This window comes from Streptomyces sp. NBC_00316 (genome assembly GCF_036158715.1).
In the GTDB taxonomy this organism is placed as follows: domain Bacteria; phylum Actinomycetota; class Actinomycetes; order Streptomycetales; family Streptomycetaceae; genus Streptomyces.
The window spans coordinates 8,675,326-8,694,938 of sequence record NZ_CP108023.1 but is presented as its reverse complement, the minus strand read 5'-3'; the positions used below and the strand labels follow the sequence as shown (position 1 = coordinate 8,694,938).

Genomic DNA, 19,613 nt, shown 5'->3' with positions numbered 1-19,613 from the left:
GGGTCGGCTTGGTCCGTGACATGAGAAGGGCCGTGCGGGTTATGTGAGTTGTGAAGCTGACCTGGGCCCGTACGGCCTGCTCCCGTCGTCGGCGGGGGCGCAGTGGGTCCACGGCAGAGTGCTCGACGAGAGCTTGGTGCGCGCCGACTCTGCAAAGCTCTACTTTGACCCGGCCTCGGACACCGTCTACCTCTCCGCCACCAACGTGCACCTGCCGAATGCCGTCACGGTGCACGTCGGCCCGGACGGCAACCAGGTGACCATCACGCCCACGCCGCCGGCACTGGTCATTCATGGAATCCTGCCCCTCCCCGCGCCCTGACCCAGCTTCCGCCCGCGCGAGGGCCTCCAAAGCGTTGCCGCGGCGCGAGGTGGACGCGCTTCGGAGCAGTGCGCCGTCGTCGGCGCCGCCGACGAAGGCTAAGGGCTGTCCCTTAATCCCGGGTGGATCAGCGCGCGGCGTCAGATGCGGTGCATCGCAAGGCGGAGGGACGTCCGCATACTGGGCGTATACGGGCGTTCCGACAACGCGGCGAGGTGCCGTAGCTGTCGTCGTGCGCCCGCCAGGGGTTACGGGACAGCCCTTAGGTGCCGGCCGCATGTTTGGCCGCTCAGGTCTGGCACTGTGCCGTGCCGGCGGTGGACCAGCCGCTCCAGGCGCCCCCGTCGGCGCGGGCGTGTACGCGAATCTCCACCTTGAGGGGCGCGCACGGCCGGGTTGAGCTTCCCACCTCCGTGGGCTCGACGGTCCCACCCGCAGGGATGTAGGTACGGCCGCTGCCCAGCTTCACCCAGTAACCACCGTCGACGACACGGAAGAACGCCTCGTAGGAGACGTTCACCGCCCTCGGCCCCGTGTTGCGCGCTTTGATGTACGCGGTGATCTCCCGGGTATAGATCCTGCCTTCCTTTCCGCGCTCGGCGCTGATGCAGCCGTTGACGGCCACCCTGCCGGTCGACACACCACCACCGCAGGCGACTGCTGCGGCGTGAGCGTTCGCCGGAATGGCCAGCATGGTAAGCGCGGCAGCGCTCAGAATTGTCCCGATACACCTGACATGCAAAATCTTGCTCCTTTCAATCCTGATTGCCTCAGATAAACCATTACGCGTTGAGGGGTGGAGGGCAGCGGCTCATCGAGTTCTTCACTCCAACGGAAGCGGTGTGGACTGAACACAATGACTTGACAGGGAACAGTGGTCCGTGGCGAACAGGAGCAGCTGCGGGGTTCGGCTCTTGGCGAAGATGTCCCAGGCGCCGAGGGCCAGGACGTGCGTGCCGGCCGCCGGCGGGTTGATGAGTGTGTCGAAGGCGGAGCGCAGCAGAGCTTCGAAGCGTTCGGTTCTCGCGGGTACGCCCGCGGCGAGCCCGGCGTACGGGCCGCCGCTCGTGCCCTCGTGCCCTCGTGCGCGATGCGCTGGACTGTGCCGTTACAGCGCGACCGGGTGAGTGATCAGCGTCTGGGTGCGGCGTAGTTCGTCTGACCACAGGTGGCCGTCGGGCCGGATCTGGCCGATGCCACGGCAGCCCACAAGGGGCCGCGACCCGCCGAAAAGTGGGGGGCACCATCGGCAGGACAAACTGGCTGGACCATATGCAGCTGGCCGATGAGACGGTCCCCTTTGGACGGTCAACTCGACGCAGCAGGCGAGGGCAGGAGTGGAACCGGCGGTTCGAGACCGCTGCTCCGATGCGCGAGTTCCGCTGGGCCAAGGACGAGCTGGGCCTCGCGGGCTCGTGCTTCTCCGCGACGGTGGGCGACCACGTCGGCTACGAGTCGTGGCTGGAGCGCGACAGGCTGATCCTGCTGGACCGCAAGCCCGAGGTCGCAGGGATCGCCTCGCGGCCGTTCTGGCTGCACCGGCCCGACAGGAAGCGGCGGTGCCGGCACGCGCCGGTCCACTTCGTGCGGCTCGCGGACGGCCGGGACCGGGTCGTGGACGTCCGGGCCTGTGACCGGGTCGACCAGGCGGACGCCGAGGCGCGGGTGGTCAGCGGCAACCGCAACGACGTCACCCAACTGATCCCGCTGATCCAGCCGTCCCGCCGATCCGCGGCAAGCGCGACCAGCCACTGCGCCGCCCCACGTATCTGTACGCCGACAGCGGCTATGACCACGAGGTCTACCGGGACAAGGTCCGCCGGTTCCAGATCACCCGCGGAGCGGGGTGGGCACACGTGCTGTGCCCACCGCGGTCTTCGGACGGTGGTTCCGCTGTGGCTGTCGGGCCCGTGCTCAGCCGCAGCAGCCCGAACTGCCCGTGCTGGACTGTTCGCCGTGGAGGTCGTCGTCGTGCCCGGCCGCGATCCGTGCCCACTGCGCGGTTGGCCGTCCGTCCTTGCGGAACTGCTGGCCGCGGACCTCATACGGCTGTGGCCAGCCCGCCGGGGAGTCCTCCCAGATCTCCTGCCGTCCGTGGACGGTCATGTCGAGGATGCCGTAGGAGGGCGTCATGGGCTCGACTCCTCGGCCGGTGGTCCAGTACGTCTCGTAGACGCGGTCCTCGTCTCGGAGGTAGCACGCTTTCATGCCGAAGTGGCGGCCGGCGAGGAGCCGGTCGTGGGACTCGGCGGGTACGGAGTACCAGGGCATCTCCCAGCCCATGAAGCGGCGGTAGCGTTCGGACTCCTCATAGGGGCCCTGGCAGAAGGCGGCGAAGGTGACGTCGCGCTGTTGCAGATAGGACAGTTCGCGTACCTGGCCGGTGAAGAAGGTGCAGCCTTCACATTGGTCGGCGGCGGGGCGGCCGTCGTGCCACATGTGATACGACGCGAACAGCTGGGTACGGCCGTCGAAGACGTCGATCAGGGGAACTTTTCCGTTGCCTCCGACGAGCGGAGTCGACGGGTCGACCTCGGTCATGGGCATCCGTCGCCGTGCGGCGGCGATCGCATCGCCCTCCCGGGTGTGCGCCTTCTCCCGGCCGCGCAGGGTGTCGATTGCGGCCAGCCACTCCGAGCGGGAGACGACCGGCGGCTTGTTCATAGCAGTCATGCCCGTACTGACTCGGCAGCCGACAGAAACTCATCGGCAGTGCCCGAAGCGGGCGGGTCAAGCGTCCGCAGCCCGTCCCCGACCCTGCGCCTGCGCCTGCCGAAAACTTCATCCGCGCAGGTCGTGCGGCATGGTGGTACTCGTGGAGGATGCCGCCGAGCCGTTCACGTCTCCGTATGCCGAGGCGAGCGACAAGTGACCAGGCGCAGTAGGTGAACGGGCCGCCCTGGCCGGCGATCGTGGGGGCTCAGTCGTGGTGCGGCATGAGGGGCGGGCCGTTCTCCTCGACAGCGAGGACCACGACCCGAAGCAAGGCACTCAGGTGCTCCAACTCCTCCTTGGCCAGGTGAGCGAACAGCGTCGCCTCGGCTTCCCGCTGATCGTCGATCACCGCTGCCCATGCCTCGGCTCCCCGGGGAGTCAGCCCGACGAGAAGACTGCGGCGATCCTCCGGCGCGTGCTCGCGAGTGACCAGGTCCGCCGATTGCAGGCGGTCGAGGCGGTTGGTGAGGGTCGCGGGGTGGACGCCGAGCCCTCGAGCGAGATGCGTCGGTGACATGCGGTACGGCTTCCCCGCCGAGCGCAGGCGCCACAGGATCTCGTATTCCCAGAGTTTCAGGCCGTGCCGCGCCAGGGCGGCTTCCTTCTTCTGCTGCAGATGCCGGACGAGCATCTGCATGCGGGTGACGGCGCCCTCCAACTCCGGCACCAGACCGGTGACTTCACGCCCCCAGCGATCGATGTGCCGGTCGATCGAGTCCCGTGGATGCGCCGATTCCGCGGCCGAATGCTGTGATGTCACGTCGCCACCATACCTTCTGGACATTACGCATTCAGATATTTTGAAATCGTAGTACTGTCCGGGGGCATGTCGACCTTCAAGCTTGCCGGCAGCATCGACGAACACGTCATCGACAGCGCGCTGCTCCGAGCCAACCCGCTCAACGACCCGACTCAACGCCCGCTGTGGGTCTACACCCCGCCCGGCTACGACGATGCGCCCGAACGCCGCCACCCCGTCACGTATCTCCTGCTCGGCTACGCGGGAACACTGCCGGTCTGGCGCAACCGCACGGCCTTTCGTAAACCCGTCCCCGAGCTCGTCGACGAGATGTTCGCCCGCGGGGAGGCACCCGGGATGCTGCTGGTATTCGTGGACGCCTGGACCACCTACGGCGGCAGCCAGTTCATCGACTCGCCGGGGACCGGCCAATACCACTCCTACCTGTGCGAGGAGGTCGTGCCGTACGTCGACACCCACTACCGCACGCTCCCGCAGCGCGAGCATCGAGCCATCGCGGGCAAGTCCAGCGGCGGACTCGGCGCCGCGATCACCTCGATGCTCCGCCCGGATCTGTTCGGAGCCTTCGCCACCCACTCCGGCGACTCGCTGTCAGAGGCCCAGTACGTCCCGCACTTCCTCACCGCGGCCCGCCAACTGAGGCCCTACGACGGCGACATCTTCCGCTGGTGGGAGGATTTCAACTCCAGGGTCGCCTTCACCAAGGAGGAGGACCTGAACCTCCTTGAGATCCTGGGCGTCTCCGCATGCTTTTCGCCCGGCCCCGACGGCTCCCCCATCCTTCCCTTCAACCCCCGCACCGGAGCTCTGCGCGAGCACGAGTGGCAGCGCTGGCTGGCTTGGGATCCCGTACGGATGGCCACCACGCACGCCGACGCCCTCCGCTCCCAGCGCGGCATCTGGATCGACGCCGGCATCCGCGACGAGTGGTTCCTCGACCTGGGCGCGCTGGCGTTCCGCGACGCGCTCACCGAAATCGGAGTGGCTGACGACAGCGTGCACTTCGAGCTGTTCGAGGGCGGCCACCATGCGGTCGAATACCGGATGCCACCCGCCCTTGCCTGGTTGGCGCACCGCATCGCCGATCGCCCTTGACCTACGTGACCATCGAAGGGATGGCCCATCGGCCGTCGAGACCCGGCTTCCGGCTCATAGGCGACAGGGCCGGCGCCGGCGCCGGCTGTGACGATGAATACGCGGCCCCGTCCTGCCGATTCTCCGTCAAGTTCAGCGTGTTGGGATCGGGGTGGGCGCCAAGCCTGCAGAGGGCAAGACGGCCGGTGGAGGTTTGGCGTGCGGCGTGGCAACCGGTGAAGTCCCCTTCGAACACCGGAGGACCGAGGTCCACGTCACATCCGATCTCCTCCTTCGCTCGCGGATCGCAGAGTCCGGTCCGCGTTCGCCGATCGCTGGCAGCCCCCACTACTCGGTGATACCGTATAGTGGTACTCAGTACTACGCAGTACCGATACGGCCGAGGAGGACTCGCGATGGACGACCTGACGGAGATGCTGAAGGGCACGCTCGAAGGGTGCGTGCTCGAAATCATCGGCAGCGAGGAAACCTACGGGTATGCCATCACCCGGCAGCTGAACGAGCTCGGCTTCACCGACGTCATCGAGGGGACGGTGTACACCATCTTGCTGCGGCTGGAGAGGAACGGACTCGTCCAGGTGACGAAACGACCATCCGGGGTCGGTCCGCCGCGCAAGTTCTACGCGCTCAACGACGCCGGACGCGAGGAACTCGCGAAGTTCTGGACGAAATGGCAGTACGTCTCATCACGCATCGACAGGCTCAAGGAGGGCGGGAGATGAACTTCTGGGAGACGATCACAGGCAGCGATCTCACCAGGGAATGGAAGGCGTTCGAAGCCCGGGCCGAGGCCCTGCCAGACGAATACCGGGCGGCGTGGGAACAGATCAAGGTTGATCTCTTTCCCCATGGGGACTTCACCGGCCGCAACCTGATGCCGATCCTCGACGCAGCCCTGGGGCTGCTCGAGGAAACAGCGGCGGACGGGCAGAGCGTCCACGAGGTGCTCGGCGACGACATCCGAGGCTTTTGCACGGCGCTGGCCGGCGGAGAAGGGGCTCGAACCTATCGCGACCGGTGGCGCGAGCAGTTGAACAGGAACGTCGCAAGGAAATTGAGCCGGCTGGGAGGCTGACGTGGGCATTCAGGACATCATCGAGGGCAAGAAGCAGTGGCGGGCGCACACGGCTCGGGTCAAGGCGCTCCCGCCGGACTACCAGATCGTCTACAAGGAGATTCAGAAGTACCTGTTCAAGGTCGGACCGATCGACCTGCCTGACGGGCCCCTGCTCCCCGGGATCGTCGACTTCTTCCAGGAGGGCGCTGCCGCGGGCAAGGGGGTCTTGGCGCTCATCGGCAAGGACGTCGCCGCGTTCTGCGACGACCTGGTCAAGGACTCACGCACCTATGCGGACGTCTATCAGGAGTCCATCAGCGGGGAGCCCGGCACGGCCGAGAAGTAGCACCCGTCGCCTCATGCCGGTGGGCGTGGCCCGCACGCGGTTCGTTCGCCAGAGCGCAGCGCGAACAGGCGACGGGCCGACCGGCCACCAGAAGCCGCCGGAGACCTTTCCACCGGGTGGTTGAGCCGGCCGGCGAGACCTGGCTCAGCCCTGCCAGTGCCCCCGGCGGGCGGGTCTCCGGCGGCGGGCCGCTCAACACCATTCCCCATGACGACACGAGTGACGTGTAGTCACGGACAGTCTCAATTCGAGTTCCGAATTAGCTTCCACTCCCCCTGTGTCTTCAGCCTTCGGAAGGAAGTCACCATGCCTTCATTTGTCATGCCCACGTCCAGCCCAGGTGACGGTCACCCGTCGCCGACCGCGGTTTCCGCCGTCGGGCTACGCAAGTCATACGGCGAAAAGGTCGTCCTCGACGGTATCGATCTGCGCATCCCTGCCGGGTCTGTGTTCGCGCTGCTCGGGCCGAACGGCGCCGGCAAGACCACCGCCGTGAAGATCCTGTCCACGCTCATCACCGCCGACGCCGGTGACCTTCACGTCGGCGGGCACGACCTGGCCGCCGACCCACAGGCGGTCCGTGCCGCGATCGGTGTCACAGGCCAGTTCTCCGCCGTCGACGGCCTGATCACCGGCGAGGAGAACATGCTCCTCATGGCGGACCTGCACCACCTGTCCAAGCGCGAGGGCCGGCAGGTCGCCGCCGAACTCCTGGAGCGCTTCGACCTCGTGGAGGCCGCGAAGAAGCCTGCCTCCACCTACTCCGGCGGCATGAAGCGCCGCCTCGACCTTGCGATGACGCTGGTCGGCAGCCCGCGGATCATCTTCCTCGACGAGCCGACCACCGGACTCGACCCCCGTAGCCGACACAACATGTGGGGCATCATCCGCGGCCTCGTCTCCGACGGCGTGACCGTCTTCCTGACCACCCAGTACCTGGAGGAGGCCGACGAACTCGCCGACCGCATCGCTGTGTTGAACGACGGCAAGATCGCCGCCGAGGGCACTGCCGAGGAACTCAAGCGGCTCATCCCGGGCGGGCACATCCGGCTCCGCTTCACCGACCCGGTCCTGTACCAGTCCGCCGCTGACGCCCTGCGAGAGGTCAGCCGGGACGACGAGGCACTGTCGCTGTCCATCCCCAGCGACGGCAGTCAGCGCGAACTGCGTTCCATTCTCGACCGGCTCGACTCCGCCGGCATCGAGGCGGACGAACTGACCGTCCATACCCCCGACCTCGACGACGTGTTCTTCGCCCTGACGGGCCCAGCCAACGTCCCCGACCAGGCCAAGGAGACCGTCCGATGAGCTCCCTCTCCCTCGCTGTACGCGACTCGAACACGATGCTGCGCCGCAACCTGCTGCACGCGCGGCGCTACCCGTCAGGGACCCTGAACCTGCTGCTCACGCCGATCACGATGCTGCTGCTCTTCGTCTACATCTTCGGCGACGTGATGAGCGCAGGCATCGGCGGCGGCGGCGCCGACCGCTCCGACTACGTCGCCTACATCGTCCCGGGCTTGCTGCTGATGACCATCGGCAGCACCGTGATCGGGGCCGCGGTGTACGTCTCCATGGACATGACCGAGGGCCTCATCGCCCGCTTCCGCACGATGGCGGTCTACCGCCCTTCGGTACTCATCGGGCACGTTCTCGGCAGCGTGCTGCAATCCGTCATGAGCGTGGTCACCGTCGGCGCCGTCGGCGTGGCCATCGGCTTCCGTTCCACGGACGCAACCGCCCTGGAGTGGCTGGCAGCATTCGGGCTCATCGTGCTCTTCGCCCTGGCGCTCACCTGGATCGCGGTCGGCATGGGCCTGGCCAGCCCGAACCCCGAGGCGGCCAGCAACATGGCCATGCCGCTGATCCTCCTCCCCCTCATCTCCAGCGCCTTCATCCCGGCCGGCACCATGCCCGGCTGGTTCCAGCCGATCGCCGAGTACCAGCCCTTCACCCCCGCCATCGAGACCCTCCGCGGCCTCCTCCTCGGCACCGGGATCGGCAACAACGGCTGGATCGCGATCGCCTGGTGCATCGGCCTGATCGCGCTCGGCTACCGCTGGTCGACGGCGCAGTTCAACCGCGACCCGAAGTAAACGCGACCGCGCCGGCCGCCTCCCGCGACTCGTCCCGCCCCGTCCGCGTGCAGGTCTGCACCCGTATGCCCGACCGGCGGAGGGGCTGATTGATCGCCATAGCCCTTGGCGGGCCGGCTCCGGCCCGCTCCCGCCACATCGCACTGAGCCCATTCCAATTGCCCGGCACGCGAAGAGGGTGGGCGCGACGACGGGTGTGCGCTCAGCCGGTGACCGGGGTGAACCGCACCGGCAGCGACTGCGGGCCTCGGGTGAAGACGCCCTGTTCACGCGGGTCGAAGCCGTCGGCGAGACGGAGGTCGGGCATGGCGTCGAGCAGCTGGTTCAGACCGATTTCGACCTCTGCCTTGGCCAGCAGCGCGCCGACGCAGAAGTGCCGGCCGAGCGCGAAGGCCAGGTGGTCGGCCGCGGCCGAGAACGCCGAGGTCGTGGTGAGGTCGTCCCGGAAGATGTCGAACCGGTCGGGCTCACGGTAGCGGCGCCCGTCCCGGTTGGCGGCTCCGATGAGGCAGGTCACCGTGGCGCCCTGCGGGATGGTGCCGCCGCTGACCTCGACGTCGGTGGCCGACTGCCTCATGATCATGTGGACCGGCGGGGTGTAGCGCAGCGTCTCCGCGAAGGCCGCGGCTATCAGGCTCCGGTCCTCACGGACCGCGGCAAGTTGCTCGGGGTGCTGCAGCAGATTGGCCAGGATGCTGGCGATCGCCTTGTCGGTGGTCTCACCTCCGGCGGCCAGCAGAAGGCTGCAGAACGCCTTGATGTCCTCGTCGCTCATTCGGACGCCGTCGACCTCGGCAGCACACAGGCTTGACAGCAGGTCGTCACCAAGGTTGTCACGCCGCTCGCGGATGATCGGGATCATGTACTCGGCGAACTCCACACGCGTGCGCTCGCCGGCAGCGGTCACCTCGGCATCTCCGGAGAGGTTGCCGAGGAACGCGATCACCGCGGTGTACCAGCGGTGGAAGCGCGCATGGTCGGCCTTGTCCAGACCCAGCATGTCCGCGATGACGTTGACCGGGAGCCGGGTCGCGTAGTCGCTGACGATGTCGGCCGCGCCGGAGTACCGGAAGACATCGATGAGTTCACGCGAGTTGCGCTCGATGACGGGCAGGAACTTCTCCTGGAGGTCGCTGCCGCGGAACGCGGGCGCGACGAGCGCGCGGCGCACCGCGTGTTCCCGGCCGCTGACCTGAAGGATCGTCTTGCCGTGGACGGGCTCCAGCTGCCAGTTGTAGTTGTCGGTGGTGAACTCGGACTGTTTATCCTTGAAGACTCGTTCGACGTCGTCGTAGCGGGAGATGATGTAACTCTGCGTGGCCTCGTGCCAGATCAGCGGTTCCTTCTCGCGCATCGCCGCGTACGCGGCATAGGGATCCGTCGCGAACTCGGGCGAGAGGATGTCGGACACCTGGGGGGCAGTGGACACGGCACTCCTTGAGGTAGATGCGTATCGTCACAGTGCAGATTAATGATCTCTTGTTGACTCAAACAGTCTGCGCTTGAACGAAGTTGAGTGCCCGACAGACGATGTCTTGACAACAACGAGGTTGACGCGTGGACGGGCACTCGGCCTCGGCACAGGAGCCGGGGCAGAATCGTCCTGACGGCTGCCGGACCGGTGCAGGCCACTCCTGCTTCCAGTGAGCGGAGTCCTCGTCCGCTCTGGTGGTGGCCGCATAGCTCGCCTCGTCGACTACACCGAAGGCTGCACCCACGGAGCAAAGCGCCGGCCGGGGGCTGCGTCGTCCCGCCAGTACCTCAGAACGGTCTCATGCACGACCTCGAACCGGTCCGCGGCAATGAGGCAGGAGACAGGCTCCCCACCGCCCGCGTCCGCTTCGAAAGCGACGAGGACCGGTGGTTCCTCACCGAGCTGGCGAGCGACTCGCATCAACTCCTCGCTCGTCGGCACCCGGAAGACCGGATCATGAAACGTCGTCGGGCAGCTGACGAAAGCCGGATCGCCGAAGACCAGCTCCAAGCCGTGCTGATAGGTGAGGTCATGACCCGCTGCCAGACGAAACTGACCGGCATTCCAGGTGATGACGTCCCAGTCCCACCAGGACCCCTCGGGGAGCTGGACGCTGACGTGCTGGCGTTCCCTGCCCACCCCGGCCCCTCATGCCGTTCGAATAGATCGACAGGCTACACACAGACTCAGCACTCCGAACCTGACTTCTTACACGTGTGCGATCTCTCGCGCCCACGACAGCAGTTCACCGGTTCGGTAACGACTCCCGCTGGGGGCGAAGCCCTCTTCGAGATCCAACCGGTGCCCCACAGTCACGGACCACAGAAGTCGAGCCAGAACCCGAGTTCTGACGGCACGGCCCCGGCACGCCCGACGCGTGACCGCGCTCCCCCGCGACGGAAACTCTGATGCGGGTACCGCACGGCCACCCCTAGGCTGCGCTCGCGCGGCGGGCGAGACGCCGTATCGACCGTCAGTGGATCGGAGATGTTCGGGGTATGACCAGTCAACTGTTCGCGATCTGCTTCAATGCGACCCGGCCGTCGGGCCTGGCGCGGTTCTGGTCGGGGGTCCTGGGCTGGGAGTTGGCCGACGGTCCGGACGACGACGTCGCGATCCTGCCCCCTGATTCCGCCGGGTTCCGCGTCCGGTTCCTGCCGAGCCAGGAGCCGAAGATCGGCCAGAACCGGGCGCACTTCGACCTGACGAGCAGCTCCCCGGAGGATCAGCAGCAGACGGTGGCCAGGGCACTGGAACTGGGCGGGAAGCACATCGACGTGGGCCAGCTCCCGGAAGAGGGGCATGTAGTGCTCGCCGATCCGGACGGCAACGAGTTCTGCGTCATCGAGGCGGGCAACAAGTTCCTTGCCGACACCGGCGTCATCGGAGCGCTGGCCTGCGACGGAACGCAGGAGGTCGGTTACTTCTGGAGCGAAGCGCTACGGTGGCCGCTGGTCTGGGACCAGGACCAGGAGACCGCGATCCAATCGCCGAACGGCGGTACGAAGATCACGTGGGGTGGTCCTCCGGTGGCGCCGAAGACGGGCACGAACAGGCTGCACTTCGAGCTGGCGCTCCCTGCCGCCGCCGACTGGGAGGCGGAGGTCGACCGCCTGGTCTCGCTCGGCGCGACGCGCACCGACACCGGCGAGGGCGGCGGCCGGGCGCTGATGCTCGACCCCGACGGCAACGAGTTCTCCGTACAGAGGACCCGGTAGCACGGCTGTCTCGTGACAGGCTCTAGCCACCCGCCTCCATGTCCGCCAGGCATTTCCGGGCGCCCCGGGCCGCACCCTTCGGGGCCGCCCCTGTTGCCGCGCATGTCTCGCCTTTCTCGCAGACTCCACTCGCCGCACCTGGCGACGTGGCCCGCCCACCTGGCGCGCCCTCATTCGGAATTACCTGTTCCGAATGGGGGCACGCGACATTCCAGCCATTTGCATTTCACCACCCGAAATCCTCGTACCGAATAATTCCCGCCCATCGACACCCAGCCGCCCGATAACGCTCTTTCCGCCCTTGACAGCCGACTCGGCAAGGGAAAGACTGCCGATCTCGATCTTTGAATTAACTTCAAGGGGGATAAATTTATGCGCAAGTACATGATTCCGCTGAGCGTCGGCGCCGCCATGCTTCTCGCGGTGACCACGGCCGGCACTGCGCAGGCCGGACAGGGCAACTCCGACTGGCGCTACCTGGACTGCACCTCCTCCGGGGCCCAGGGGGAGCTCGGCTACCGGTGGTACAGCAAGGGCACCACGGGGGAGGTAGACCTGGAGCTCACCGCCCTCGACATCAACTCGGACGGCCACCACCCCGAGGTCAGGTTCGTTTCGAGGAACTACCCCGGGACGATCAAGTACTGGAGCTGGCATTCGTACGACGGCGGCGCCGGGAGCGGGCAGGCCTGGTACACGACGGCACAGAGCTCCGAAGGCCTGTACGCCATCGGAATCCAGGTGGCCAATGTCGAGGGCAGCGAAATCCTGACGTACAAGACCTGCTGGGTCATCGAATCAGCGTGACGCATCAACCCATTCATTAATTCACGCGGATTCGCATGACGCATGCCCCGGAACAGACCCGCACGGATTCAGAATCTCCTGTGAGTTCATGAGGGCTCCTGTGAATTCGAGGGCTCGTACGCGGCTTTCCGCAGCCGCGCACGAGCCTTCGCTGTGCCTTCATGCCTTGCCGTCCCCAAATGACTTCGCCCGAATGATTGCGCCCTTTCACCGTTCAAGCTCGAAGGTGAGGACGGCCATGGCTGCCGACGTCAGCCAGTTCGGGCTGCAACGAGCATGCCGGACGATCCGCCGGCGCTCGACGGTGGCCACACCACGTTCGATGGGGCAGCGAAGTCGGGGGTGACCTGCAGCACCGCGGGGCAGGCAGGGCTGCGGTCGCGCCCAGCGGTGCCGGCTTGTCGTGGCACCGCTGCGCGCGTGCGTGTGCGCCGGGCAGATCGGACTGTCCCGGCGCACGGCCTGCATGGATGGCGGAGCGCTCAGCCCGTCACGGGGGTGGGCAGTCGCTCAGCGCCGGGGGTCAGCGGCGGTGGTGGTGGCCCCGACCCCAGCCCCAGCCCCAGGACTCGGTGTCGACGGTGCGGCCACGGTCATCGCGCAGGGTCGCGGTGTCGGAGCGGTCGTCCCACACGTAGTTGCGGCGGTCCTGGTAGAGGTCGGTGCGGGTGTCGCGGCCGACACCGGTGTGGATACGGACGGTGGAACGGCCGGCGAGGCGGACGTTGTCGAAGCGGTAACGGTGACCGTCCTCGCCACGCAGCGTCCAGCCGTCCAGGTTCACCGCGCGGCGGGCGTTGTTGGTGATCGCGACCCACTCGGCGTTCAGCGACCGGTTGGTCCGGGTGTCACGGCCGGGGCTGTCGGCCTGGACAGCGCTGATCTCGACCCGCGGGTGCCGGTGACGGTCGTTGTCATGCGCGGACGCCGGCAGAGCGACGGCGGAGACGACGGCCCCGGCGGCCAGGACGGTGGCCGCCACACGGCGGGCGGTGACAGAAGCAGACATGGTGATGCCCCCTCAAGAACAGTGCCCCACCAGCCGATACAGGCTGCAGGGCGGTGCGGGTTCCCGGCCTCTCGTGGGCCGAGGACCCAAACTGTGACCCGTCGGCGAGGCCGACGGCACGCCCACCGCGACCAGTTACCGATTACGGACATTTCCGTTACCGTCGCCTGCAGCAAGCACCCACACGCCGCGGACACGGCCCCGACGTTCACTGATCACTACACCCACCCTTTCAATGATCAACAGCAACCGCTTGCGCGCTCCGGCGCACCACCGGTCGCGTCAATCGGCGCGTCACCGGTGCGGTGGACTTGATCTCGGTAACAGACGTCCCGCGCGCTTCTTCGCACACCTGGTAGGACATCGCACACGGGGCCGGACGCATGCGGCCTCTGCGACGGCGGAGAATGCCCCGGCAAGACCTCACCGAGCCGTCTGCCCGGGACACCGTCTGTGGCTTCTTCGATCCATGGCTGTTCTCACCGCATGGCCTGCCCTCATCGCCACGCGACTCGAGGGGCTCCCCCGTCACTTCGCCTCCGTAGTGAAATGTCGCTGCGCACGCTGCGTCCACCGCCGTGGCCAGGGAGAATGATGCGGATGCGGGGGTTTCGGCGGCCCCGGAGCCCGGTTCCTGCGCGGTGGAGGACATCGCCCGGATGGGGTACGAAGTCCGGTGTGAACGAACAGAATCAGCCCGCGCGCGTTCGCGTGTTCATCGCCCTCGCCCCGCCCGACCACGCGAAAGAAGAACTCGCCCGGGAACTGCGCCCCGCTTACGACACGCACCCCCACATGCGGTGGAACCGCATTGAGGACTGGCACATCACCCTGGCGTTCCTCGGGGAGCTTCCGGCCACGACCGTTCCGTTTCTGCGCCCGCCACTCGCCGACCTCGCGGCCGCCCACCAGCCACTGTCCCTGGCACTGCGCGGCAGCGGACACTTCGACGACCGGGTGCTGTGGAGCGGAATCGACGGGGACCTCGACGGACTGCACACGCTCGCCGCCGACGTGCGTACCGCGGTCAGGAACTGCGGTGTCGCCTTCGAGGGCCGGCCCCTGCGCCCCCATCTGACACTGGCCCGCGCCCGCCGGGGCGACCGGACCTCGGCGGCGGAGATCGCCGCAGGCATCACCGGGTTCACCGGTCACCGATGGCCGGCCGAACGTCTGCACCTGGTCGGCAGCAACATCGCCCGTAGCCGAGGACCGATCCACTACCGCGACATCGAGTCCTGGGCTCTGGGCAACGCGAACTGACTGCGCCGTCTTGTGCCCCCGCAATGCCGTCGGCCACCGCTTCGGCCACCTCAAGCAGAGCCTGGCCCGTTGCGCGTGGCAGCACAGCGCTGCGACGCCCGGCTCGTGCTCGGGCCGGGGGCCGGCCAAGAAGTCATCTCATTTGGTGAGCCTGTGGTGGCAGATGAGGGTGCAGACGATGCTGGTGAAGGCGAGGAAGTGCGTGGCTTCGCGCGCGTGGCGTCGGTGGAGAGAGCGGCGGCCGGCGAGCCAGCACATGGTGCGCTCGACGGTCCAGTGGTGGCGGCCCAGTCGCTGTGGGGACTCGACTCCTTATCCTTGCGATGCGTTGCCGAGTGCCGCACCGGTGCAACCATCGCCGCAGGTGGGAGTAGTCGAAGCCCTTGTCGGCGTGGAGCTTGCCGGGTTTGCGGCGCCGCGGTCCGCGGCGGGAGCGGATCGGCGGTATCCCTTGCACGAGGGGGATCAGGGCCCGGCTGTCGTGCAGGTTCGCCCCCGAGATTGCGACGGAGAGGGGCGGACCGGTCCGCTCGGCGATCAGATGGATCTTCGACCCGCACGTCTCCCGGTCGACAGGATCCAGACCTGTCAGGTCCCCCTTTTCAGGACCCGCATGTTCACCGAGTCGATCGCGCACCGGGACCAGTCCAACTCGCCGCGGGCACCGAGCTCGTCGAGCACCACGCGGTGAAGCTTGGCCCACACCCGGCCTTCGTCCACTCGGAGAAACGCCTGTGAGCCGTCGCCCCCGACGGGCCGAACGAAGCGGTGGGCAGCTGCTGCCATGTGCAGCCTGACGTGGCCACGAACACGATCGCGGCCGGCACCACCCGCTGAAACAACTCCCACAACTCATCCGGCGCCAGCCGCTCAACGATCCCCGCCATGGCCGGCAGCCTACCCAACAAACCAAATGAGATGACGTCTTGTCGTGTCGACGGATCGAGGTCCGGCGTTGATGGGTGATCACTTGCCGCCGATGCGGCGCCGACCGGAACGAACGTATTCCTCCCGCTCCGCGCCCGGCCCGGAACTGCATACCCCTGTTGGGAGTCAGTTTGAGCACTCGTCACCTCCAGCGGCCACTTGTACGGCGCATGGGTTCCGGGTGGCGCTCCTGGCCGCTCACGGGTCGCCTCGTTCGGCCGGCTCCCACTGAAGAACACACGGTTGACACCCAATGATGATCACACCGTTGACACTCTCTGTGGCTGGTGCTTCGCTGTGCGCCGTACCCCGGTCCGGCCATGCGATCCATGGGCCGGCACGGGGCGACTGAGCGAAAGGAAACCGTGAAACTCACATCCACGAAACCTGCGTTCGGCGCGGTCGTGGGGTTCAGTCTGCTGTTGGTCGCCGTTACCCCGTCGGCGTCCGTGGCACTCGCAGACCCCACCAACACAGCGCCGTCTCCGACGTCGGCTTCCGCTTTCAGGCCCGGCCCCGAGATCCAGGGCGCACCCCGGAGCCCCGTGCGGCGGTGGATCCCGCTGATCACCGGCGACCGGATCGAGGTGAACGAGAAGGGCGAAATAGTCTCCCTGCGTCGTGCCGAGGGCCGGGAAGACATGGCGATCCGGGTGGAAACCGTCGGCGGGCACACCTACGCCATGCCCGACGACGCGCGGAGCCTGGTCCAAAGCGGCCGGCTGGACCGGCAGCTCTTCGACGTCACCGCACAGAGTGCGCCCGCCTACGCAGATCGCCAGGGCCTGAGGCTCATCGTGAGGTACGAGGCGGACCGTCCGGCGGCCAGGACGGCGCTGCGGTCCCTCGCGGGTGCCAAGGTGCGGCGCACCTTGGCGAGCATCAACGCCGACGCCGTCACCGCCCCCGCGAACGGCACAGCGGACCTGTGGGCCACGCTCACCAGCGGGTCGGCAGACGCCACGAACCGCACCGTCGTGCCGGGCGTCGCCTCGGTGTGGCTCGACGCAGTCGTCCAGGCCTCCTTGGACAAGAGCGTGCCGCAGATCGGCGGGCCCGAGGCGTGGGCGGCCGGTTTCAACGGCACCGGTGCTCGCATCGCCATCCTCGACAGCGGCATTGACGACACCCACCCCGATCTGGCCGGGCAGGTCGTCGCCGCGCACAACTTCTCCGACGCGGCGAGCATCAAGGACCTGTACGGTCACGGCACGCATGTCGCGTCCATCGCGGCCGGTACCGGAGCCAAGTCCGGCGGCACGTACAAGGGTGTGGCGCCGGGAGCCCGCATCCTCAACGCCAAGGTCCTCAACGACTCCGGCAGCGGAACCATGTCCCAGGCCATCGCGGGCATGGAATGGGCCGTGGCCGAGAAGGCGGACGTCGCCAACCTCAGCCTCGGCACGACCAACGGCCCCCAGATCGATCCGATGGAAGCGGCCGTCAACAAGCTGTCGGCCGAGAGCGAAACTCTCTTCGTCATCGCGGCCGGCAACCTCGGCGCGTCCGGAGCCGGATCGATCGCCACGCCGGGCAGCGCCGAAGCCGCCCTCACCGTCGGCGCAGTGGACAAGCAGGACCGGCTGGCCCCGTTCTCCGGCATCGGCCCGCGTGCCGAGGACGGCGGGATCAAGCCCGACGTGACGGCGCCCGGCGTGGCCATCGGAGCAGCGGTCGCGCCCGGCAGCCGTTTGGAGGGCCTCGGGACTCCGGTCGCGGACGGCTACATGGCCCTCGACGGCACCTCCATGGCCAGCCCACACGTGGTCGGCGCCGCCGCCATCCTCGCTCAGCAGCACCCCGACTGGACCGGCCAGGACATCAAGAAGGCGCTGATCGCCTCGGCGACACCGGGCGGGTACACCGCGTTCGAGCAGGGCTCGGGCAGAATCGATCTGCGGACAGCGATCAAGCAGACCGTGGTCCCCCGGGAGACGTCGCTCTCGTTCGGTGTCGCGCAGTGGCCGCACACCGACGACCAGCCGGTCGGCAAGGGCCTCACCTACCGCAATCTGGGCGACTCTCCCGTCACCCTGAAGCTGACCATCGACGCGACCGGCCCGGACGGCAATGCCGCGCCCAGTGGCATGTTCACCGCCGACGACCAGGTCACGATCCCGGCGCACGGCGAGCAGACCGTGAAGGTCACCGTCGACACCCGGGTCGGCGGTGACACGTTCGGAGCCTTCAGCGGCCGGATCACCGCCGCCGGCGACGGGCAGACCGTCGGCACCGCGCTGGCCGTGGATCGCGAGTCGGAGCGCTACACCGTCACGGTGAAGCCCCTGGACCGCAAGGGCGAGCCCGCTCCCGCCGCATCCTGGGACGCCAACCTGGCCGGCCTGACCGGAGCCGCTCAGGGCCTCGAGAACATCGTGCTGTCCGGAGAGACGTACGCGGTGCGCGTCCCCAAGGGCCGCTACTTCCTCAACTCCTCGATCCGGGTGGACCCGGCGGGTTCGTGGACCCAGGGTTCGGACTGGTTCAACCAGCCCGCGCTCGAGGTCACCGGCGACACCACGGTGACGGTGGACGCGCGCACCGCCAAGCCGATCGATGTCACCGTCCCGGACCGCACCGCCCAGCAGTACCAGGGCCACATCAGCGCGGGCAGCGAGGCACCAGGCGAACGCTACGCCAGGTACGGGCTCTTCATCAGTACCTTCAAGGAGTTCCGCACCGCCCACCTCGGCCCGGAGGCGCCCGCGGGCCACGTGATCCAGCAGCTCGAGCTCGACTTCGTCAAGGGACACGACGAATACCACCTGGTGTACAAACCGCAGGGCGACAAGGTCATGACCGGCTTCACCGACCACGTCCAGTCCGGCGAGTTCGCCAAGGTCAAGGTGAAACTCGGAGCATCGGCGAAGAACAAGTTCGGAGGCGTCTCGACGGGGACCGCGGACGGTGCCGGCCTCCCTTATTACCATGCCCTCCCGTACATCGGCACCATGCACCTGTTCGCAGAGGACCCCTCGTGGAACACGGTGTTCTACCAGTGGGACGCGAACGGCGCAGAGCCGGACAGCCGCTATGAATCAGCCGTGCAGCCGTCGTTCCAACCGGGCCGTACGTACCAGCAGGTGTTCAATGTGGGTGTCTTCGGGCCCGATCTCCCGCCGGGTGCGGGCTTCAGTCGATTCAACGAATGGCTGATGGGCGATTTGCCCATGTTCTCGGATCACTACGACAGGTACAGCTACAACATGTCGCCGTACGACAGCGCGCTGACGACTTGGCACCGCAACGGAGTACTGGTCTACCGGAGCATCTACCCGATGGACACCCGCTACATCGCGCCGGACGAGCGGGCGGAATACCGGCTGACGGCCTCGATCGACCGCAGTTCGGTGGCCGACGTCTCCACGAGCGTCGAGGCGAGTTGGACGTTCTCCTCCGAGTACGCCCCGGGGTTCACCGCCCTGCCCACTTCCGTCGTGCGGTTCACCCCTGAACTGGCTCTCGACAACACCAGCAAGGCGCGGGCCAGGATTCAGGTGCCGGTGACGGTGAAGGGCTCCGCGGCGGGGAAGAACCTCAAGTCCCTGACCGTGCAGGTCTCCTACGACAAGGGTGCGCACTGGCAGAAGCTGGCCGTGTGCGACGGACGGATCAAGGTCACCAACCCCAAGGCCGGCGGCAGCGTCTCGTTCAAGGCCGAGGCAGTCGACCGACAGGGCAACACCGTCAACCAGACCATCTACGACGCCTACCTGACCAAGTAACCGTTCCTAGCCAGTGCGCATGAGTGAGTCGTGGGCCCACTGTTGCGTACTGGGCGCATCCCGAACGGTGTTGGATGCGCTGGGTTCCCGCTTTCGCTTCCCGCTCGGCGACGGCCCTTCGGGGGCCGGTCCGTGGTGGGTGGGCGGGTTCCCTCACGCCCCCGTGCGCCTGGTCCGGCCTGGGCGGTCCGATGCCCCGCACGATCACTCCGGTCGTGTGGGGGCGGTGCCGTCCGACGCCGGACCGGATGGCCGAGGGCGCGTCTCCCGATCGCGATACCCGCGGCATCGTGACGGGA

Annotated in this window: 17 protein-coding genes and 2 pseudogenes; 12 read left to right on the top strand and 7 right to left on the bottom strand. The window is 67.5% G+C overall.

Annotation, left to right across the window (positions count from 1 at the left end):
• Nucleotides 1-43 precede the first annotated feature (43 nt).
• Nucleotides 44-322, top strand: coding sequence for a hypothetical protein (locus OG878_RS38825; RefSeq protein ID WP_328884862.1), 279 nt, complete (start codon nucleotides 44-46; stop codon nucleotides 320-322).
• A 289-nt stretch (nucleotides 323-611) separates the two neighbouring features.
• Here the strand turns inward: OG878_RS38825 and OG878_RS38820 are convergent, their stop codons facing one another.
• Complete coding sequence (locus OG878_RS38820; protein WP_328884863.1) at nucleotides 612-962, bottom strand: hypothetical protein; 351 nt, start codon at nucleotides 960-962, stop codon at nucleotides 612-614.
• Between the two features lie 632 nt (nucleotides 963-1,594).
• Between OG878_RS38820 and OG878_RS42470 the strand changes: the two are divergent.
• Nucleotides 1,595-1,933, top strand: a pseudogene (locus OG878_RS42470) (TnsA-like heteromeric transposase endonuclease subunit); the annotation flags it as partial.
• Between the two features lie 303 nt (nucleotides 1,934-2,236).
• Here OG878_RS42470 and OG878_RS38810 read toward each other — a convergent pair.
• Together OG878_RS38810 and OG878_RS38805 are read right to left on the bottom strand one after the other, a co-directional pair.
• Nucleotides 2,237-2,995, bottom strand: coding sequence for a DUF899 family protein (locus tag OG878_RS38810; protein WP_328884864.1), 759 nt, complete (start codon nucleotides 2,993-2,995; stop codon nucleotides 2,237-2,239).
• Nucleotides 2,996-3,242: 247 nt separating this feature from the next.
• A complete protein-coding gene (locus OG878_RS38805) occupies nucleotides 3,243-3,797 on the bottom strand; it encodes a MarR family winged helix-turn-helix transcriptional regulator (RefSeq protein WP_328884865.1) in 555 nt (184 codons plus the stop codon).
• 66 nt (nucleotides 3,798-3,863) lie between these two features.
• On the opposite strand from OG878_RS38805, the gene OG878_RS38800 reads away from it, so the two are divergent.
• The 6 genes from OG878_RS38800 to OG878_RS38775 all read left to right on the top strand — a co-directional run bounded on the left by OG878_RS38800 (nucleotide 3,864) and on the right by OG878_RS38775 (nucleotide 8,391).
• Entirely contained in the window at nucleotides 3,864-4,892 is a 1,029-nt protein-coding gene (locus tag OG878_RS38800; RefSeq protein WP_328884866.1) for an alpha/beta hydrolase, read from the top strand.
• 395 nt (nucleotides 4,893-5,287) lie between these two features.
• Nucleotides 5,288-5,614 carry a PadR family transcriptional regulator gene (locus OG878_RS38795; protein ID WP_328884867.1) on the top strand — a complete coding sequence of 109 codons (327 nt, stop codon included), beginning with the start codon at nucleotides 5,288-5,290 and terminating at the stop codon, nucleotides 5,612-5,614.
• Entirely contained in the window at nucleotides 5,611-5,967 is a 357-nt protein-coding gene (locus OG878_RS38790; protein WP_328884868.1) for a DUF1048 domain-containing protein, read from the top strand. The genes OG878_RS38795 and OG878_RS38790 overlap by 4 nt, the downstream gene beginning before the upstream one ends.
• Nucleotide 5,968: 1 nt before the next feature.
• Nucleotides 5,969-6,295, top strand: coding sequence for a DUF1048 domain-containing protein (locus tag OG878_RS38785; RefSeq protein ID WP_328884869.1), 327 nt, complete (start codon nucleotides 5,969-5,971; stop codon nucleotides 6,293-6,295).
• A 306-nt stretch (nucleotides 6,296-6,601) separates the two neighbouring features.
• Nucleotides 6,602-7,603 (top strand): ATP-binding cassette domain-containing protein, encoded by a 1,002-nt coding sequence (locus OG878_RS38780; protein WP_328884870.1) that lies wholly within the window; start codon nucleotides 6,602-6,604, stop codon nucleotides 7,601-7,603.
• The gene (locus OG878_RS38775; protein ID WP_328884871.1) at nucleotides 7,600-8,391 is read left to right on the top strand and encodes an ABC transporter permease; all 792 of its coding nucleotides are present in this window, start codon (nucleotides 7,600-7,602) and stop codon (nucleotides 8,389-8,391) included. Before OG878_RS38780 ends, OG878_RS38775 begins: the two co-directional genes overlap by 4 nt.
• 202 nt (nucleotides 8,392-8,593) lie before the next feature.
• Here OG878_RS38775 and OG878_RS38770 read toward each other — a convergent pair whose 3' ends face one another.
• On the bottom strand, nucleotides 8,594-9,820 hold the full coding sequence (locus OG878_RS38770; RefSeq protein ID WP_328884872.1) for a cytochrome P450: 1,227 nt from the start codon (nucleotides 9,818-9,820) through the stop codon (nucleotides 8,594-8,596).
• Between the two features lie 267 nt (nucleotides 9,821-10,087).
• Complete coding sequence (locus OG878_RS38765; protein WP_328884873.1) at nucleotides 10,088-10,504, bottom strand: hypothetical protein; 417 nt, start codon at nucleotides 10,502-10,504, stop codon at nucleotides 10,088-10,090.
• A gap of 359 nt (nucleotides 10,505-10,863) precedes the next feature.
• On the opposite strand from OG878_RS38765, the gene OG878_RS38760 reads away from it, so the two are divergent.
• Both OG878_RS38760 and OG878_RS38755 read left to right on the top strand, forming a co-directional pair.
• Nucleotides 10,864-11,583, top strand: coding sequence for a VOC family protein (locus OG878_RS38760; protein ID WP_328884874.1), 720 nt, complete (start codon nucleotides 10,864-10,866; stop codon nucleotides 11,581-11,583).
• Nucleotides 11,584-11,955: 372 nt separating this feature from the next.
• On the top strand, nucleotides 11,956-12,390 hold the full coding sequence (locus OG878_RS38755; protein WP_328884875.1) for a hypothetical protein: 435 nt from the start codon (nucleotides 11,956-11,958) through the stop codon (nucleotides 12,388-12,390).
• A 523-nt stretch (nucleotides 12,391-12,913) separates the two neighbouring features.
• Here OG878_RS38755 and OG878_RS38750 read toward each other — a convergent pair.
• Nucleotides 12,914-13,399, bottom strand: a complete 486-nt coding sequence (locus tag OG878_RS38750) for a lamin tail domain-containing protein (protein WP_328884876.1) — start codon at nucleotides 13,397-13,399, stop codon at nucleotides 12,914-12,916.
• 678 nt (nucleotides 13,400-14,077) lie between these two features.
• Between OG878_RS38750 and thpR the strand changes: the two genes are divergently transcribed.
• Nucleotides 14,078-14,662: an RNA 2',3'-cyclic phosphodiesterase gene (gene thpR, locus OG878_RS38745; protein ID WP_328884877.1), complete on the top strand. Its 585-nt coding sequence runs from the start codon at nucleotides 14,078-14,080 to the stop codon at nucleotides 14,660-14,662.
• A gap of 138 nt (nucleotides 14,663-14,800) precedes the next feature.
• Here the strand turns inward: thpR and OG878_RS38740 are convergent.
• Nucleotides 14,801-15,549, bottom strand: a pseudogene (locus tag OG878_RS38740) (IS5 family transposase).
• Between the two features lie 585 nt (nucleotides 15,550-16,134).
• Between OG878_RS38740 and OG878_RS38735 the strand changes: the two are divergent.
• Nucleotides 16,135-19,314: a S8 family peptidase gene (locus tag OG878_RS38735; RefSeq protein ID WP_328884878.1), complete on the top strand. Its 3,180-nt coding sequence runs from the start codon at nucleotides 16,135-16,137 to the stop codon at nucleotides 19,312-19,314.
• Nucleotides 19,315-19,613: the final 299 nt, after the last annotated feature.

Coding starts and splice junctions, on each gene's coding strand:
- OG878_RS38810 (WP_328884864.1), bottom strand. CDS start 2,995: ATGACTGCTATGAACAAGCCGCCGGTCGTCTCCCGCTCGGAGTGGCTG.
- OG878_RS38800 (WP_328884866.1), top strand. CDS start 3,864: ATGTCGACCTTCAAGCTTGCCGGCAGCATCGACGAACACGTCATCGAC.
- OG878_RS38795 (WP_328884867.1), top strand. CDS start 5,288: ATGGACGACCTGACGGAGATGCTGAAGGGCACGCTCGAAGGGTGCGTG.
- OG878_RS38790 (WP_328884868.1), top strand. CDS start 5,611: ATGAACTTCTGGGAGACGATCACAGGCAGCGATCTCACCAGGGAATGG.
- OG878_RS38780 (WP_328884870.1), top strand. CDS start 6,602: ATGCCTTCATTTGTCATGCCCACGTCCAGCCCAGGTGACGGTCACCCG.
- OG878_RS38775 (WP_328884871.1), top strand. CDS start 7,600: ATGAGCTCCCTCTCCCTCGCTGTACGCGACTCGAACACGATGCTGCGC.
- OG878_RS38760 (WP_328884874.1), top strand. CDS start 10,864: ATGACCAGTCAACTGTTCGCGATCTGCTTCAATGCGACCCGGCCGTCG.
- OG878_RS38755 (WP_328884875.1), top strand. CDS start 11,956: ATGCGCAAGTACATGATTCCGCTGAGCGTCGGCGCCGCCATGCTTCTC.
- OG878_RS38750 (WP_328884876.1), bottom strand. CDS start 13,399: ATGTCTGCTTCTGTCACCGCCCGCCGTGTGGCGGCCACCGTCCTGGCC.